Origin of the sequence: Neobacillus drentensis, from assembly GCF_036962125.1 — a bacterium.
Lineage (GTDB): Bacteria > Bacillota > Bacilli > Bacillales > Cytobacillaceae > Neobacillus > Neobacillus drentensis_B.
Map to the genome: position 1 here is coordinate 1 of NZ_JBALOA010000029.1, position 14,434 is coordinate 14,434.

The 14,434-nt window shown below is 38.1% G+C and carries 14 protein-coding genes and 6 tRNA genes; 17 read left to right on the top strand and 3 right to left on the bottom strand.

Translation table 11 applies throughout. The features are described from left to right. The first annotated feature begins 31 nt into the window (after positions 1-31). The 12 genes from V7121_RS21585 (at position 32) to V7121_RS21640 (ending at position 6,829) form a co-directional block, all read left to right on the top strand. Positions 32-107 (top strand) — tRNA-Ala (locus tag V7121_RS21585). An 18-nt stretch (positions 108-125) separates the two neighbouring features. Further along, positions 126-202: transfer RNA gene (locus tag V7121_RS21590), tRNA-Met, on the top strand. A gap of 24 nt (positions 203-226) precedes the next feature. Continuing rightward, positions 227-319, top strand: a tRNA-Ser gene (locus tag V7121_RS21595). A 24-nt stretch (positions 320-343) separates the two neighbouring features. Then, positions 344-428: transfer RNA gene (locus V7121_RS21600), tRNA-Tyr, on the top strand. 3 nt (positions 429-431) lie between these two features. Next, a tRNA-Trp gene (locus tag V7121_RS21605) sits at positions 432-502 on the top strand. A 29-nt stretch (positions 503-531) separates the two neighbouring features. Next, positions 532-613: transfer RNA gene (locus tag V7121_RS21610), tRNA-Leu, on the top strand. A gap of 219 nt (positions 614-832) precedes the next feature. Further along, positions 833-1,429: a nucleotidyltransferase family protein gene (locus tag V7121_RS21615; RefSeq protein ID WP_335502967.1), complete on the top strand. Its 597-nt coding sequence runs from the start codon at positions 833-835 to the stop codon at positions 1,427-1,429. 326 nt (positions 1,430-1,755) lie between these two features. After that, positions 1,756-3,918, top strand: a complete 2,163-nt coding sequence (locus V7121_RS21620; protein WP_335547766.1) for a xanthine dehydrogenase family protein molybdopterin-binding subunit — start codon at positions 1,756-1,758, stop codon at positions 3,916-3,918. Then, entirely contained in the window at positions 3,915-4,391 is a 477-nt protein-coding gene (locus tag V7121_RS21625; protein WP_335502961.1) for a (2Fe-2S)-binding protein, read from the top strand. Before V7121_RS21620 ends, V7121_RS21625 begins: the two co-directional genes overlap by 4 nt. Beyond that, positions 4,376-5,245: an FAD binding domain-containing protein gene (locus tag V7121_RS21630; RefSeq protein ID WP_335502959.1), complete on the top strand. Its 870-nt coding sequence runs from the start codon at positions 4,376-4,378 to the stop codon at positions 5,243-5,245. The genes V7121_RS21625 and V7121_RS21630 overlap by 16 nt, the downstream gene beginning before the upstream one ends. Before the next feature lie 33 nt (positions 5,246-5,278). Further along, the gene (locus V7121_RS21635; protein ID WP_335502957.1) at positions 5,279-6,064 is read left to right on the top strand and encodes an XdhC family protein; all 786 of its coding nucleotides are present in this window, start codon (positions 5,279-5,281) and stop codon (positions 6,062-6,064) included. A gap of 321 nt (positions 6,065-6,385) precedes the next feature. Next, the gene (locus V7121_RS21640) at positions 6,386-6,829 is read left to right on the top strand and encodes a carboxymuconolactone decarboxylase family protein (RefSeq protein WP_335502954.1); all 444 of its coding nucleotides are present in this window, start codon (positions 6,386-6,388) and stop codon (positions 6,827-6,829) included. 75 nt (positions 6,830-6,904) lie between these two features. On the opposite strand, the gene V7121_RS21645 is transcribed toward V7121_RS21640, so the two are convergent. After that, positions 6,905-7,645: an SDR family oxidoreductase gene (locus tag V7121_RS21645; protein WP_335547768.1), complete on the bottom strand. Its 741-nt coding sequence runs from the start codon at positions 7,643-7,645 to the stop codon at positions 6,905-6,907. A gap of 194 nt (positions 7,646-7,839) precedes the next feature. Here V7121_RS21645 and V7121_RS21650 point away from each other — a divergent pair, with 194 nt between their 5' ends. Beyond that, positions 7,840-8,751, top strand: coding sequence for an AraC family transcriptional regulator (locus V7121_RS21650; RefSeq protein WP_335547770.1), 912 nt, complete (start codon positions 7,840-7,842; stop codon positions 8,749-8,751). Positions 8,752-9,203: 452 nt separating this feature from the next. Beyond that, positions 9,204-10,388, top strand: coding sequence for an MFS transporter (locus V7121_RS21655; RefSeq protein WP_335503485.1), 1,185 nt, complete (start codon positions 9,204-9,206; stop codon positions 10,386-10,388). 67 nt (positions 10,389-10,455) lie between these two features. Here V7121_RS21655 and V7121_RS21660 read toward each other — a convergent pair whose 3' ends face one another. Then, positions 10,456-10,983 (bottom strand): RrF2 family transcriptional regulator, encoded by a 528-nt coding sequence (locus V7121_RS21660; RefSeq protein ID WP_335503482.1) that lies wholly within the window; start codon positions 10,981-10,983, stop codon positions 10,456-10,458. Positions 10,984-11,343: 360 nt separating this feature from the next. Between V7121_RS21660 and V7121_RS21665 the strand changes: the two genes are divergently transcribed. Further along, the gene (locus tag V7121_RS21665; protein WP_335503480.1) at positions 11,344-12,168 is read left to right on the top strand and encodes an alpha/beta fold hydrolase; all 825 of its coding nucleotides are present in this window, start codon (positions 11,344-11,346) and stop codon (positions 12,166-12,168) included. Positions 12,169-12,284: 116 nt separating this feature from the next. Here the strand turns inward: V7121_RS21665 and V7121_RS21670 are convergent, their stop codons facing one another. After that, on the bottom strand, positions 12,285-13,139 hold the full coding sequence (locus tag V7121_RS21670) for a manganese catalase family protein (protein ID WP_335547772.1): 855 nt from the start codon (positions 13,137-13,139) through the stop codon (positions 12,285-12,287). A 202-nt stretch (positions 13,140-13,341) separates the two neighbouring features. Here V7121_RS21670 and V7121_RS21675 point away from each other — a divergent pair, with 202 nt between their 5' ends. Continuing rightward, on the top strand, positions 13,342-13,476 hold the full coding sequence (locus V7121_RS21675; protein ID WP_335503473.1) for an FbpB family small basic protein: 135 nt from the start codon (positions 13,342-13,344) through the stop codon (positions 13,474-13,476). A gap of 136 nt (positions 13,477-13,612) precedes the next feature. Continuing rightward, the gene (gene mutM, locus V7121_RS21680; RefSeq protein ID WP_335547773.1) at positions 13,613-14,422 is read left to right on the top strand and encodes a bifunctional DNA-formamidopyrimidine glycosylase/DNA-(apurinic or apyrimidinic site) lyase; all 810 of its coding nucleotides are present in this window, start codon (positions 13,613-13,615) and stop codon (positions 14,420-14,422) included. Positions 14,423-14,434: the final 12 nt, after the last annotated feature.

Below are 14,434 nucleotides of genomic sequence, written 5' to 3' on the forward strand. Positions count from 1 at the left end.
CTGTCTTCCCGACCATTCTATTTTAAAATACGGGGTCTTAGCTCAGCTGGGAGAGCGCCTGCTTTGCACGCAGGAGGTCAGGGGTTCGATCCCCCTAGACTCCACCATTAGTATCATAGGATTTTGGCGGTGTAGCTCAGCTGGCTAGAGCGCTCGGTTCATACCCGAAAGGTCGGGGGTTCGACTCCCTTCGCCGCTACCAAAATACTAAATATGTAATTTTTTTGGAGGAATACCCAAGTTTGGCTGAAGGGATCGGTCTTGAAAACCGACAGGCGGGTAACACCGCGCGGGGGTTCGAATCCCTCTTCCTCCTCCAGTTTTTATTTTATTTTTCATATGTGGAGGGGTAGCGAAGTGGCTAAACGCGGCGGACTGTAAATCCGCTCCCTCCGGGTTCGGCGGTTCGAATCCGTCCCCCTCCACCATTTAGGGGCATAGTTTAAAGGTAGAACTAAGGTCTCCAAAACCTTCAGTGTGGGTTCGATTCCTACTGCCCCTGTTAAATAATTCTAATTAAATTTTTATTATGCCGATGTGGCGGAATTGGCAGACGCGCACGACTCAAAATCGTGTTCCGTGAGGAGTGTCGGTTCGACCCCGACCATCGGTATCATATCACTGTTTGCGAATGCAGCAAAATCAACGTTTCTTACATTGTAAGAAGCGTTTTTTTATTACAAATACAATTCTATTAAAATATTGTTCACATAATATAGTGTGCATATATATTACTATTAAATTATTACCAATTATCATAAGAACAGATTAGATAATATTAAACAATCAAATAAAAACATCAGAAATATTTTATGAGATGAGGGTGTTTAATTTGGAAGCTATTGTCTTAACTGCAGGATTTTCGAGTAGAGCGAATGCATTTAAAATGACTCTGCCACTGGGGGAAATGAGCGTATTAGAGCAAACGATTTCTAAATTTGAAGGATTGTGCAGCAAAGTCATCGTTGTTGCTGGGTTTCAAGCGGAACTCATTGAAGAAGAAATGGCAAAAGTCATCCATAAAAATACCTATTCATTTCAGTTAAAATATGTTTACAATGAAAACTTTAATCAGGGAATGTTTTCTTCCATTCAAAAGGGTTGCAACGAAGTAAATGCCCTAACCTTCTTTATAACTCCCGGTGATTGTCCGCTTGTTAAAAAAGAGACTGTTCAGCTAATTGCAGAGCACAAAGGGAACGTAGTGATTCCTAGCTTTAATTATAAAGGTGGTCACCCTATCAAATTATCAAGCGAAGTGAAACAGAAAATTCTGGAAACGAACCCAGAGAGTAACTTACGTGTGGTCCTTAACAGTTATGAAAAGAAGTATGTAAATGTAGATGATCAGGGAGTACTGATGGACATGGATACACCGGAGGATTACCAAAAAGCAGTTCATTATTATAACGATTTTATTTCAAAATAATTTTATAAGTTTTCACGAAGGTGCAGCTTAACTCAAGGCTTGTTTTAATACAAACGGGCAGATCAGTTGAGCTGCATTTTTTATTACTGGTTTATTTCTAACGCTGCTGTTTGAAGCGGAAAAGAACAAGCAAATTATATGAAAATACTATGTTATATATTCTTACATAAATAGGTAAAGCTTCCCGATTTTAAAATATAATTAAAACAACGAAATTCTTGAATAAAATTAATCATAAAATATCACTCTGATTTATAAAATCGTAGGAAGAGACTTCTATTATTAATATGTCTCATGTGAAAAATGAGTCGAAGGGTGTTGTTGGAATGAATCTAAAAGACATAAGCACCTCAGTGCCCAAAAAGGACCATAGTGGTAAAGTATCTGGCCAGTTGGCTTATATCAGTGACGTGAAAGTGGAAAATATGGTTTATGGTGTTTTGTATCGGTCGCCGATTGCTTTTGGGAAAATCCTATCGATACAATTACCCAACCTTCCAGAAGGATATGAAGCAGTTGGGGCAGAAGATATCCCAGGACCGAATTATGTCAAAATCATTAAAGAAGATCAGCCCATTTTTGCGAATGAGTGGGTCAATTATATTGGTGAGCCGATTCTCATGCTCGTCGGAAAAGACTTGGATATCCTCTACTGTTTGTTAGATGAAATAAAGGGTGAATTTGAGGAACATCAAGCTATTTATACCTTGGACGATGCAATCCAACAAATATCAACACCAGGAGTTAATATGGCAAGCTATGAATTGGGGGAAAGCTTAGAGGTCATTTCAGCAATCGAGCAGAAAGCCTACAAAATAGTAGAGGAAGAATATGATACGGGTTATCAGGAGCACGTCTACCTCGAGCCGCAAGGAATGCTTGCCATTTTTAAGGAGGAAGAAATTGAAGTTCAAGGTTCGATGCAATGTCTTTATTATATAAAAAATGCACTAATAAGCGCATTAGCGTGTGGGAACGATGAAGTCAGAGTGGTTCAAAGCCCGACTGGCGGTGGTTTTGGCGGCAAAGAAGAGTTTCCATCGATGATGGCCTGCCACGTCGCCGTTGCGGCAAGAGCCGTCAAAAAATCGGTGCTGCTCGTGTTCGACCGTTCGGAGGATATGGTGGTGACCACAAAGAGGCACCCGGCCAAACTAAAATATCGAACCGCCTTAGATATGAAAGGAAATATCCTTAGTCTGTGTGTTGATATCTACCTTGATGGAGGAGCGAATTTGGGATTGAGCTCGGTCGTGCTGCAGCGTGCCTTAATAAACAGTGCGGGGGTTTATAAAATTCCTCATTTCCATGCTAAGGGCTTTTGCCTCAAGACCAACACCGTTCCGAACGGTGCCTTCAGAGGCTTCGGTGCCCCACAAAGCTTTGCTGGAATCGAAAGTCATATCGGACATCTTAGTAAACTGGCAAACATCGACCCTCTTGAATATAAACAAAGGTACCTTGTTCAACAAGGAGATCCAACCATCACCAAAGGACAATTCCGTGACCCGATCTTAATGAAAGAGATGATTCAGGATTTACTAAACAAGACACATTACAAACAGAAGATAGAGGAGTTTCGCCGTTTTAATCAACAGAATCAGCGTTATAAAAAAGGAATCGGAACATCGCTATTTCTCCATGGCTGCGGATTTACAGGCAGTGGCGAAAGAGATCATATTAAAGCAACAGTGAAATTGGTTAAATCAACGGACGGCAAAGTATCACTAAAAATCTCAAATTCTGATATGGGACAAGGCATTTATACTACTCTATGTAAGATTGTCGCCAAAGAACTAAACATCCCGTATGAAGAAGTGTTATATCCTTCTCCCGATACAAAAGAAGTCCCTGACTCCGGCCCGACTGTAGCCTCGAGGACAACCATGATTGTTGGAAAATTGCTGGAACGTGCCGCAAAAAAACTCAAGGACCAATGGCAAGCTGGGGTGGAACAGGAAGTAGTCGAGCATTATGTCCATCGGGAAATGATTCCTTGGGACGAAAAAACCTTCACTGGTGATGCCTACCCGGCTTATTCATGGGGCGTGAATTTCGTGGAGGTTGAAGTGGATACACTTACAGGAAATGTAAGGTTAGAGAAGGTATACGGCAATTATGAAGTCGGGAAAGTCATCGATAATCGAATAATGAAAGGCCAAATTGATGGTGGTTTAGCTCAAGGATTAGCGTACGGTTACCTTGAAAAGATGACATCAAAGCAGGGTAAAATCCAACAAAAAAGCATATCGGATTATGGACCGCCGACTTCATTAGACGTGGTTCCAATTGAAAGCAAGGTCTTTGATAACCCCTATGCTGATGGTCCATATGGAGCGAAGGGCGCAGGGGAATTAACGTTAATCGGCGGCGCTCCAGCTGTTCAAGCAGCGATCGAGGATGCACTGCAAACTTCTTTTCAGCAAATTCCCATTACACCGGAAGTCATAATCGAAAGTCTTTACGTGAAAGAAGGTGAAGAAGGTTGATTAAATTCACACTCAATGGAAGAACGGTAGAAACGGATGCCCCTGCCACAACAAGATTACTAGATATAATAAGGGATAAGTTTGAGTTAATTGGCACAAAGGAAGGCTGTGGTGAAGGAGAGTGTGGGGCATGCAGTGTTTTTGTAAACAGTCTCCTTCAAAATAGTTGTCTGATACCGATTGGCTCGATTGATGGAGCGGATGTTCAATCAATTGAAGGGATCATGGGATCAGAGCAATTTAAAATTTTAGATGAGAGTTATTCAACTGCCGGTGGAGTGCAATGCGGTTACTGTATTCCTGGAATGGTCATGGCAAGTGCCGCATTATTATCCAAAAACCCCCATCCATCAGAAGCCGAAATTCGCGAGGGCATTTCCGGAAATCTATGCAGATGTACGGGCTACAATATGATTGTTGATGCGATTAACCTAGCAGCTAAAAAAGGGGACGGCGTATGGCAGAGAAAATAACCGCGTATCGTTTCAATCGTCTAGATCAAACGTTGAGCCAATTGAACCTAGAAGATTGTGTCATCATTGCCGGTGGCACTGATGTAATGGTTCTTCACAAAAGTCGAAGGGGAGTCCCGCCGAAAATTCCGAAACCGATTGTTTTTATTGATCATCTCTCTGAATTAAAGCAGGTGTTTCAAAACCAAAAGGATCTCCACATTGGTGCCTGCTGTACCTACAGTGAATTACTTGAACATCCGTTGATTCCAAACCCTTTAAAGGATGCCATTAAAACGATTGCAGCACCTGCAATCAGAAACAGAGGGACATTGGGAGGAAATATTTGCAACGCCTCACCAGCTGGTGATACCTTGCCATTATTATATGTATACAACGCCAAACTTTTGCTTCGCTCCGTAAATGGTGATCGTTTAGTAGCGATCAGTGATTTTATTCAAGGACCACGGAGGGTCGGACGGAATCAAGATGAGATTTTAGCTGAAATCATATTACCGTCCGTATTAGAAGAAGGTGCTCATGTTGTATTCGAGAAGGTCGGCAACCGAAATGCCGATGCTATTGCCAAAGTAGGTTTTGCAGGATACATCCGGTTCAACGATGTTCGAATCGAAGATGTGCGGTTTTCCTTCGGGGCGGTCGGGCCGACGATGGTTCGGTCCATTGATATTGAAAAGAAGTTGATTGGTAAAACCATACCACTAACCAATACAGACATCACTCAGGTTGTAGCCGCCTTCGATAAAATTATTAAACCCATCGACGACCAGCGCTCCACTGCTTTATACAGAAAAACTGTTGCCTTAAATCTATTACGTTATTTTCTTACCATGAAACAATATCAACCGAATTAATGTTTTAAAAAGGGGTGAGCTATTTTGCTGCTAATGGAAAAAGTCGCGATGCTGACGCGTCAAAACGAAAGCTTTGCTCTAGCAATGATTATTGAATCAAGAGGCTCGACTCCCCAGCATGTTGGAAAGATGATTGTATACCGTGATGGGACGATTGAAGGCACGGTTGGAGGGGGCTTGGCTGAATACTATATCATTGAAGAGAGTGTTAAGGCAATCCGAGATGGCAAATCGAAAATCGTTGAATACAAATTAAATAGACATGCAAAAGATGGAATTCAAATGAGTTGTGGCGGTACACTCAAGGTGTTTATTGAAGTTTATATTAGCAGACCTGAACTTGTTCTTGCCGGGGCAGGTCATTTAGCCTACGCACTGGCAAGGCTTGCTGATTCCCTTGAATATCCTTATTGCATTGTCGATGACCGGGTTGATTATTGTACAAGGGAACGCTTTCCTCGTGCGACAAACCTTTTTGTGAACGAGGATATTGAAGAAGCTATACTAGCAGCAAACTTAAATGAAAAATCTTACGTGGTCGTAGTGACCAAAGACGGGGATGATATTGTCTTAAAAACGGCACTGCAATTTCCGATTGCCTATATTGGGATGGTCGCCAGCAAGCGTAAAGTCATTACCATTTTTGAAAAATTAAAGGGTGAAGGTGTCAGCCAAGAGTTGTTGGAGAAAGTCCATTCTCCAATCGGAATGGAAATCGGCTCGGAAACAACAGAAGAAATTGCCATCAGTATTATCGGGGAAATCATCAAAGTAAGCAAGGAAAACAAGTTGATGAAAGTGAAACAGTTAAGTAGATAAGGAAAATATTTTTCAACTTTATATACAGTTTTGTCAAAAAAAGAGGTCAATGCTTTGATTCAATCAAAGTTTTGGCCTCTTTTTTTATTGTCTCCTGTTCAAGCATTGGCAATTTGTACATGGTAATTATGAAGAACGGGTAAAATTTTTATTACGTAATGTTTAGTGCAATTATTGAAAGTAGGTAAAAACATATTTGATTTGACAAAAATCATGATATCGTATATTCTAGACTAAGTTAATCGTCGATTAACTTAGTCTAGAATTAAAACCACCAATCAAGGTGACCATTTTAATGAAAAAATTTTAGGAGGAATGGAAATGGAACAACGAGTTGATTATTACAATGTAGCACCAGAAGCACTTAAAATCATGATGGAAATGGAGAAGTATACGAAAACTGCTAATATAGACCGTAAACTTCGTGAACTTATAAAAGTTCGGGCGTCTCAAATAAATGGATGTGCCTATTGTCTTAACATGCATACAGCTGATGCAAGAAAAATGGGAGAAACGGAACAACGTTTATATTGTATTAGTGCTTGGAGAGAGTGCACATTTTACACAGATGCAGAAAAAGCAGCTCTTGAGTTGACAGAGTGCGTGACATTAATTCCGACAAAACGTGTACCCGATGAACTTTATCAACGAGTACGTGAACATTTTGACGAGAAACAATATGTTGACCTTGTTCTAATCATCAATCAAATAAACAATTGGAATAGAATTTCTATATCAATGGGTATTATAGCAACGGAAGAATAATGATATAAATGACGTTATGAGTGGAGAAACTCCAATAGAAAGAAACATTCTATTGGAGTTTTTTTGTTTTAACCCTTAAATAAGACCACCATTTACACGAATGGTTTGACCCGTAATCCAAGACGCTTGGTTACTAACAAGAAAACTCACTACTTCTGAAATATCCTCTGTCTCAGCAAGTCTTCCAAAAGCATTCATATTTTTCAATCCTTGAATTTGCTGCTCTGTTTTTCCAACTGTGAATAACTCTGTATTTACTGGCCCTGGCGCTATCGTGTTAATTGTAATATTTTTGTGTCCAAATTCTTTTGCTAATTGTCTCGAAATTTGTTCGACAGCACCTTTTGTAGCGGCGTAGACACTATAAGTAGGGAACATCAATCCTGTAACAGAAGTTGAAAAATTTATGATCCTTCCGTTTTCTTTCATATGTTTATACGCTTGCTGACATGCAAAAAAAGTACCCTTTACATTTACTGAAAATTGTTGATCAAAATCCGTTTCCGTTACTTCTTCTAATGATTTATTCACCATAATACCGGCATTATTGATCAGAATATCTATTTTTTTAAAGATGGAAATGGTTTCTGAAAATAAATTTTCAATCTCACTTAGGCTACTTACATCCGCTCTAATGGCAACTGCCTTTCCCCCTTTTTTTTGGATCCTATTTACGACTTCTTGTGCCATTTTTGCACTACTTGAATAATTGACAACAACCAAGGCCCCATCTTCAGCTAACTTTTCAGCTATTACACTTCCAATTCCTCGTGAAGCACCTGTAACAATCGCAACTTTACCTGATAAACATGTCATTCTTATATCTCTCCTTATCGTTATTGCAAATTATATCTTCAATTTGGATTCTGTTCCGATAAGAACAGAATCCAATGGAATTAACTACATCCTATATCAAACGTATCTAATGGAGATAGATGAAACCTATTTAATAATTGCCTAATCCTCCAGAGAGTGTTAAAGATGTAATAGGGACAGAAAGGAATGATTAAATGTCGAGCAAATTGGATGAACAGAAATTGGAATTATCCTCCTTAATAAATAAATTCACTAACAAAGATGGTATACATCAAACCGAACTTAATTCAGTGAAGCTTATACGGTTTTCGACTATATCAGAACCATTACATTCCATATATGAACCATCAGTTTGCTTTATAGCACAAGGTTCAAAAATAGTGATGTATGCAAACGAGATATATCAATATGACCCTAATAGATATTTAGTAGCCTCTGTGCACATGCCGATAACGGGGAAAATAACGGCAGCCTCAAGAGATCACCCCTTTTTATGCTTGCAATTAAGCTTTAGCACTCTACAAATTTTAGATATCCTTAAAGATATGCCTGATTCAGAACAAAATAAGGGAATTTCTCCAAAAGCATTAGTGGTAGGTAAATCAACTTCTGCTCTACTAGATGCTGTCATTAGATTAGTAAAACTACTAGATGAACCTTCTTCAATTCGAGTTTTAGCCCCACTTATTATTAGTGAGATTTTGTTTCGGATCTTGAGAAATGAGCAAGGGGAACAAGTGAAAGAATTTGCGATCTTAGGGAGTAAGGCTAGCTCCATAGAAAAGGTAATAAAGCTGATTAATCGTGATTATGCAAAGACTTTACGAGTCGATGAATTAGCGAAATCTATTAATATGAGTACTTCTTCACTACATGCTTATTTTAAAAGAGTAACAGGTATGAGCCCTTTGCAATATCAAAAAAAGATAAGGTTGCAGATGGCTCGTCAATTACTAATATCTGATAATGTTAATGCAGCAGATGTTGCATTTGAAGTTGGTTACGAAAGTCCTTCTCAGTTTAACAGAGAATATGCTCGATTATTTGGTTCCCCTCCAATTGGTGATATAAAAAAAATAAAAACAAATATTGATATTAAAAATTGAATATGACTCAGTATGTGTGTTTTTGGTCATCTCTATAAAATTAAAAGTTTATAGACGATTTTGGTGTAGTATTTCGACTTTGAGCCAGAATTTGTTCATTTAATAAATGTATGTATATTGTAAAATACCCTTCTCAGATGTTGAGAAGGGCTATTTTAATTTGGACACTTTAGGGAAAAATGTACCATTATTGTTATTTTCAATAACACTTATTTTTTAGAGACATGAATTAAGGAACTAAGGGGTTTACATACTAGTTAGAAGAGTCTTCCTCAAGTGGATAATATCTTTTTTGGAAATAGTTTTGACAAAAGTAAAGGTTGTGATTATCATAGATAAATATAATCGTCGATTTATAATGTCTTTAATTAAAATTAGAGTGAAGGTTTGATTAATCAGTGAGAAAGCAATAAAGAGTTTTATTAAGTAAAATTTAATTTTGGGGAGTAAAAATGAATAATCCAAAACTTTGGACAAAAGAGTTCATTAGTAGTGCAATCGTAAACTTTCTTACCTTTACAACTTTTTACTATTTATTAGTAACTTTACCGATATATGCTTTACAAGAATTAAATAGTAACGAGTCCGAAGTTGGACTACTTGTTACGTTCTTTTTAATTGCAGCAATCATTACACGCCCATTAGCAGGAAAATGGATAGAAAGGATTGGAAAGTATCCCGTTTTTTTGACAGCCTTTGTAATTGTATTTGTATCATCATTTCTATATTTTACCGCCCAATCGATTTCGACACTACTCATCATCCGAAGTCTCCATGGAATAGGATTTGGAATGGCAACGACAGCTACAGGGGCAATCGTAGCTGATTTAATTCCTGAGTCACGAAAAGGAGAAGGAATGGGCTATTATGGGTTAACCCTAAACCTTGGGATGGTAGCTGGACCTTTCTTAGGATTAACCATTATGCATCTTGGAGGAACAAATTTATTGTTCTTCATAAATGCTTTATTAGATTTTTTTGCTTTAATTTTCGTCCTTTTTGTTCGGATTCCTAAAGAGATAGTACCCGGAGAAGTCAAACATATAGAATCTAAAAAAGGAATTAAGTCCTTTTTTGAGGTTTCTGCTATTCCTGTTTCATTAATTGCTGGCTTTTTTGCCCTGGCTTATTCTGGGGTTATATCCTTTGTATCCGTGTATGCCAAAGGGATTAATTTAGATGAAGCAGCAAGTTACTTTTTTGTGGTTTATGCTTCTGTCCTCTTAATTTCTAGACCCTTTACCGGAAAATGGTACGATCAGTATGGAGCAAATAAAATTATCTATCCATCCATTTTACTTTTTGCAGCTGGGACATATTTTCTTAGCCTATCACCATCATTACCGGTGTTTCTTCTTTCAGGTGCCCTTATTGGTTTAGGATGGGGAACCATCTTTCCAAGTCTTCAAACCATTGCGATTGAAATTGCTCCAGCGGATAAAAGGGCCTTGGCTACGGCTACCTACCTTTCAACCTTTGATTTTGGATTTGGGATTGGCTCCTTTTTATTTGGTCTCGCAACAGTAAAAGTAGGCTTTAGCTCATTATATTTTTACAGCACTTTCTTTGTTCTGGCCGGAATTGGAGTCTACTATTTACTTCAAGGTAAATTTAAAAGTTTAGGAAAGGGCAGTTAATGAGTACTACTTTGATGTATATTTTTTGCAAATATAAAAACCTCTTGCTGATTTAATGTAAATTAAGTCAGGAAGAGGCTTTGTTTTCACCAGTAAAGTATTTTAGTGAATCTGTTCGCAATGTGTCGGGTAAGACGGTGTCTAGTTCTTTGTCTAGCCATGCAATTGTTTTATTTCGAAGATATGCCCTCATAATTTCTTCTGCTTCCAGCATGACCAGGTTAATTGTACAAGAAGAATTACTCGATGAAGAATTAGTCGAAGGGCAAGATGCGCATTGTTTATTTTTATATAAAACCCCTTTCTCTACGACATTTTTGCATTGAAAAATGGGTTTTACTCCTTCTACCGCTTCTACGACATCCCAAAAGGTAATTTCTTCAGGAGATTTAGATAATTTATAGCCGCCCTTTACACCAGGCACTGAGCTGACAATACCAGCTTTAGTTAACTTACCGAATATCTTTGAAAGATAGGTCTCAGAAATGCCATGGAATTCAGCCAGTTCCTTTATCCCAATACTTTTTTCTGATGGAACCTGCACTAAATTAACAAGACAATGTAGTGCGTATTCAACTCCAACGCTATATTGCATTAAATCACCTGCCTTCAGTTATCAAGGTATCAAAATGTATATTAGAAGTTTTTATACCACTTGTCAAATATTATTTAAACTAATTTGGATGGACGTCTTTTACATTGATTAAAGTACCAGCTTATTGAGAGACGAGAACGTGACATCTTAAACATTCAGATTCAGTTGCCATAAAAATTTTATTAAAAACAGGTCTTACGCTGTTTTTGTCGAAATATTTAATTGGAAAGACAAAAGTAGACAATTCTACTAACAAGAGGAAGGGGTGACTCCCTACAAGTGTTTTATTTGGAGAATCAAAAAAGTAGAATAGCAAGGTCATAGAAACTCAGGAGCAGGTTCAAAGAAGGAGAGTTCATTATGTTTCATGCACAAATTAATGGAACAAATCTTTATTATGACCGGATGGGCGGAGGCGAACCCCTTTTGCTCATTCATGGATTGGGCGAACGGAAAGAGGGATGGAAGCTTCAACAGATTTTTGCAGAGCATTACGATGTGATTATCCCTGATTTACGCGGCTTCGGAAAAACCAAATGTCCCGAAGGTCAGGGAATATCAATTAATGCTTTTGCAAAAGATATTGTCGGTTTATTGGATTATTTAGGTATTAAGGAAGCGCATATTCTCGGCTTTTCTATGGGGGGAATCATTTCTCAAGAACTCTATAAAATTCGTCCTGAAAAGGTAAAGTCCTGTATTTTAGCAAACACTGTTTTTTACGTTCCCAAGTGGCTTGAAAAATTATTACTAAGGATATTTAAGAAATTTAATACAATGACGGTGGAACAATTTAAATCTCAGGCTACCTCACGCTGTCTCTATAATAAAAGTGATGAAATGGCTCAGAAAGTGATGCCCGTCTGGTCGGATCATTTGGATGGATTTTTGCCAGCATGGCGGGCATGCCTGCAAATTGATTACCGCGATACGTTAAAAAATATGAATATACCAACCTTGGTAATTTCCTGTCAAAACGATAGGATCTGTCCTGCCTTTTTCCAAAGAAGAATGAATAAATTACTGCCAAACTCAAAAATCCATACCATCAAAAAAGCGGGACACATGGGAAAAATCGAAAAGACAGAAGAATTTAATCGGGCGGTTTCCGAATTTTTATTTGAGCGCTCGGGTGCCAAAGACATCATCATTGAAAATCAGATGGAAAGGTACCATACCCAATAATTGGTTTGAATAGACTTTAAAAACTAAGTAGTTTTAACATTATTTAAGACACGGAGGAACCGTGTCTTTTTATTAGAATAAACAAATAGTCATTACTTTATATGACCTTATAAGAGTTAAGAGTTTAAATCATGTAAACCAGGGCTATGCTCATTCGGCATTTCTGGTAAAACAGGAACGGGGTAACCGTTTGGCGGTGGTACTACTTGTAGTGTACCGCCATTTCTACTTGGAGATTGGCCCTGGAATATTTGGCCAATGAGTGTTTCATCCAATCTAAAATTAAATTGAGCATTGTGAAAGCCCATTTCAACATACTTCCGACATTCTGGATATTTATTGATGTCGTAATTAGGAACTGGAAAAAGTTTAGCCCAGTCAACACCTAGAGTTTCAAGTGCTTTTGCGAAGGCATTTTGATGGGCATTATCTCGAACAATTAAGAAAGCCAAGGTTTCCCTAAATGTTTTATTGGAACTCATTTCATAGATCCGTGATTTCTGCAGCACGCCTGTCGATTCTAAAACAACATTATCCAATAAGTCACTAATTAAGTTTCCATGGCTGTAAACATAGCTTCCGTTCCATGGAATACCGGCTGCATCAACGGGGAGTGAACTTTGTGCCCCCATAATAAAATGATGAGGGTTTGCGTGTTTTATCGCTTCTTCAAGTGGGGCTCCCATGCTTCCTTCCGCCCCAACAGCATCTTCTCCAGAACCATTTAAGAGCTGATTGATGGTCGACTGTACCAACTCTACGTGGCTAATTTCTTCAAGATAAACGCCCCTAATTAAATCGCGAAACTGCTTCTGGTTACCACGAAAGTTTGAACTTTGAAAGAAAAATTGCATCATTGTCCGCATCTCACCGAATCTTCCGCCCAATGTTTCTTGAAGTACCTTGGCTGCAGCTGGGTCCGGTTTGTCAGGAACTATTATATTGATTAAATCTTCTCGATAGAAATACAATGAATTACCTCCTTTAAATTTATTACATATATCTTTTGCCAATTAATCCTTACTATGCCATACCAACTATTTTTTATTGGCGGAGTATTGCTGGTGAAATAATTAAAATGTTAATAATGTTCAAAAAATTGTAATATTTATACCCATTTTGACCTTTCTACCTTAGGTATAATAAAAACAACAAAGAAAGGTGGAGGAACCAATGAGAAAACGTAAACTTAACTTTAAAGAATTGGTAATGGATAACAAACAGGAAATAAAGAGTGATTTGAAAGCAATGGAGAGAATTGAAACGAAAATTGACGATAAACATTCAAATCAGTTGAAATATGCATGAGACTTAACCAGTAGAGCAAACCGACAAGGTTGCTCTTTTTTCATGCTAAGGTAGGATTTCTTTCCTATTAAAGGGCTTCTTTTTTATGAATTAGGGAAACGTAATATAGATAGTCCTAAATGGAAGGAGTTATTCAATGCCAGAGCTTCCAGAGATGGAAAACTATAAAATCCTATTGAACCAAAAAATTGCCGGTCAAACAATTACGGAAGTACAAGTAAATCGGGAAAAATCTATCAATGTAAATCCTGACTTGTTTACTAGAACCGTGCAACATCAAAAAATAATGACGATAAATAGACGAGGAAAGCATTTACTTTTTTTACTGCAAAATGGCCAAATTCTTTTATTACATTTAATGCTTGGGGGATGGGTGTACTATGGAACAGAAGCGGACAAGCCGAAACGAACCATACAGGTACGAATCTCCTTTGGAGACAACCATCTTTACTTCATCGGCCTGCGGCTTGGCTATTTGCACCTCTATAATTCAACAGAAGCAGAGAACCATTTAGCACACCTAGGGCCCGAGCCGTTAAGTAATGATTTTTCCATCCATGAATTTAAGAATAGACTTAGTCATAAACATGGCAGATTAAAAACCACATTATTGGATCAAGAGTTTATTGCTGGTATCGGAAATTGTTATTCCGCTGAAATCTGTTATGATGCGGGCATCTTGCCAACAAAGGACACCGATGATCTAGGGGATCCCGAGCGAAAGAGATTATTTCAATCGTTACAATCCATTCTCCAAAAAGGCATCCAACATGGCGGTTATATGGATAATCCACTCTTTCTTGGGGACAAATTAACAGGTGGGTTTAATGACTTGTGTCAGGTATATGACCGGGAAGGAAAAAAATGCAACAGATGCGGGACCATCATTAAAATGGAAACCATCTCATCAAGAAAGACTTTTTATTGTCCCTATTGCCAAAAATAGTTTACTTCATCT

Bases quoted from the DNA above. Each gene is read 5' to 3' on its own strand.
- V7121_RS21620 (WP_335547766.1), top strand. From the start codon at position 1,756: ATGAATCTAAAAGACATAAGCACCTCAGTGCCCAAAAAGGACCATAGT.
- V7121_RS21630 (WP_335502959.1), top strand. From the start codon at position 4,376: ATGGCAGAGAAAATAACCGCGTATCGTTTCAATCGTCTAGATCAAACG.
- V7121_RS21635 (WP_335502957.1), top strand. From the start codon at position 5,279: ATGGAAAAAGTCGCGATGCTGACGCGTCAAAACGAAAGCTTTGCTCTA.
- V7121_RS21640 (WP_335502954.1), top strand. From the start codon at position 6,386: ATGGAACAACGAGTTGATTATTACAATGTAGCACCAGAAGCACTTAAA.
- V7121_RS21645 (WP_335547768.1), bottom strand. From the start codon at position 7,645: ATGACATGTTTATCAGGTAAAGTTGCGATTGTTACAGGTGCTTCACGA.
- V7121_RS21650 (WP_335547770.1), top strand. From the start codon at position 7,840: ATGTCGAGCAAATTGGATGAACAGAAATTGGAATTATCCTCCTTAATA.
- V7121_RS21655 (WP_335503485.1), top strand. From the start codon at position 9,204: ATGAATAATCCAAAACTTTGGACAAAAGAGTTCATTAGTAGTGCAATC.
- V7121_RS21660 (WP_335503482.1), bottom strand. From the start codon at position 10,983: ATGCAATATAGCGTTGGAGTTGAATACGCACTACATTGTCTTGTTAAT.
- V7121_RS21665 (WP_335503480.1), top strand. From the start codon at position 11,344: ATGTTTCATGCACAAATTAATGGAACAAATCTTTATTATGACCGGATG.
- V7121_RS21675 (WP_335503473.1), top strand. From the start codon at position 13,342: ATGAGAAAACGTAAACTTAACTTTAAAGAATTGGTAATGGATAACAAA.
- mutM (WP_335547773.1), top strand. From the start codon at position 13,613: ATGCCAGAGCTTCCAGAGATGGAAAACTATAAAATCCTATTGAACCAA.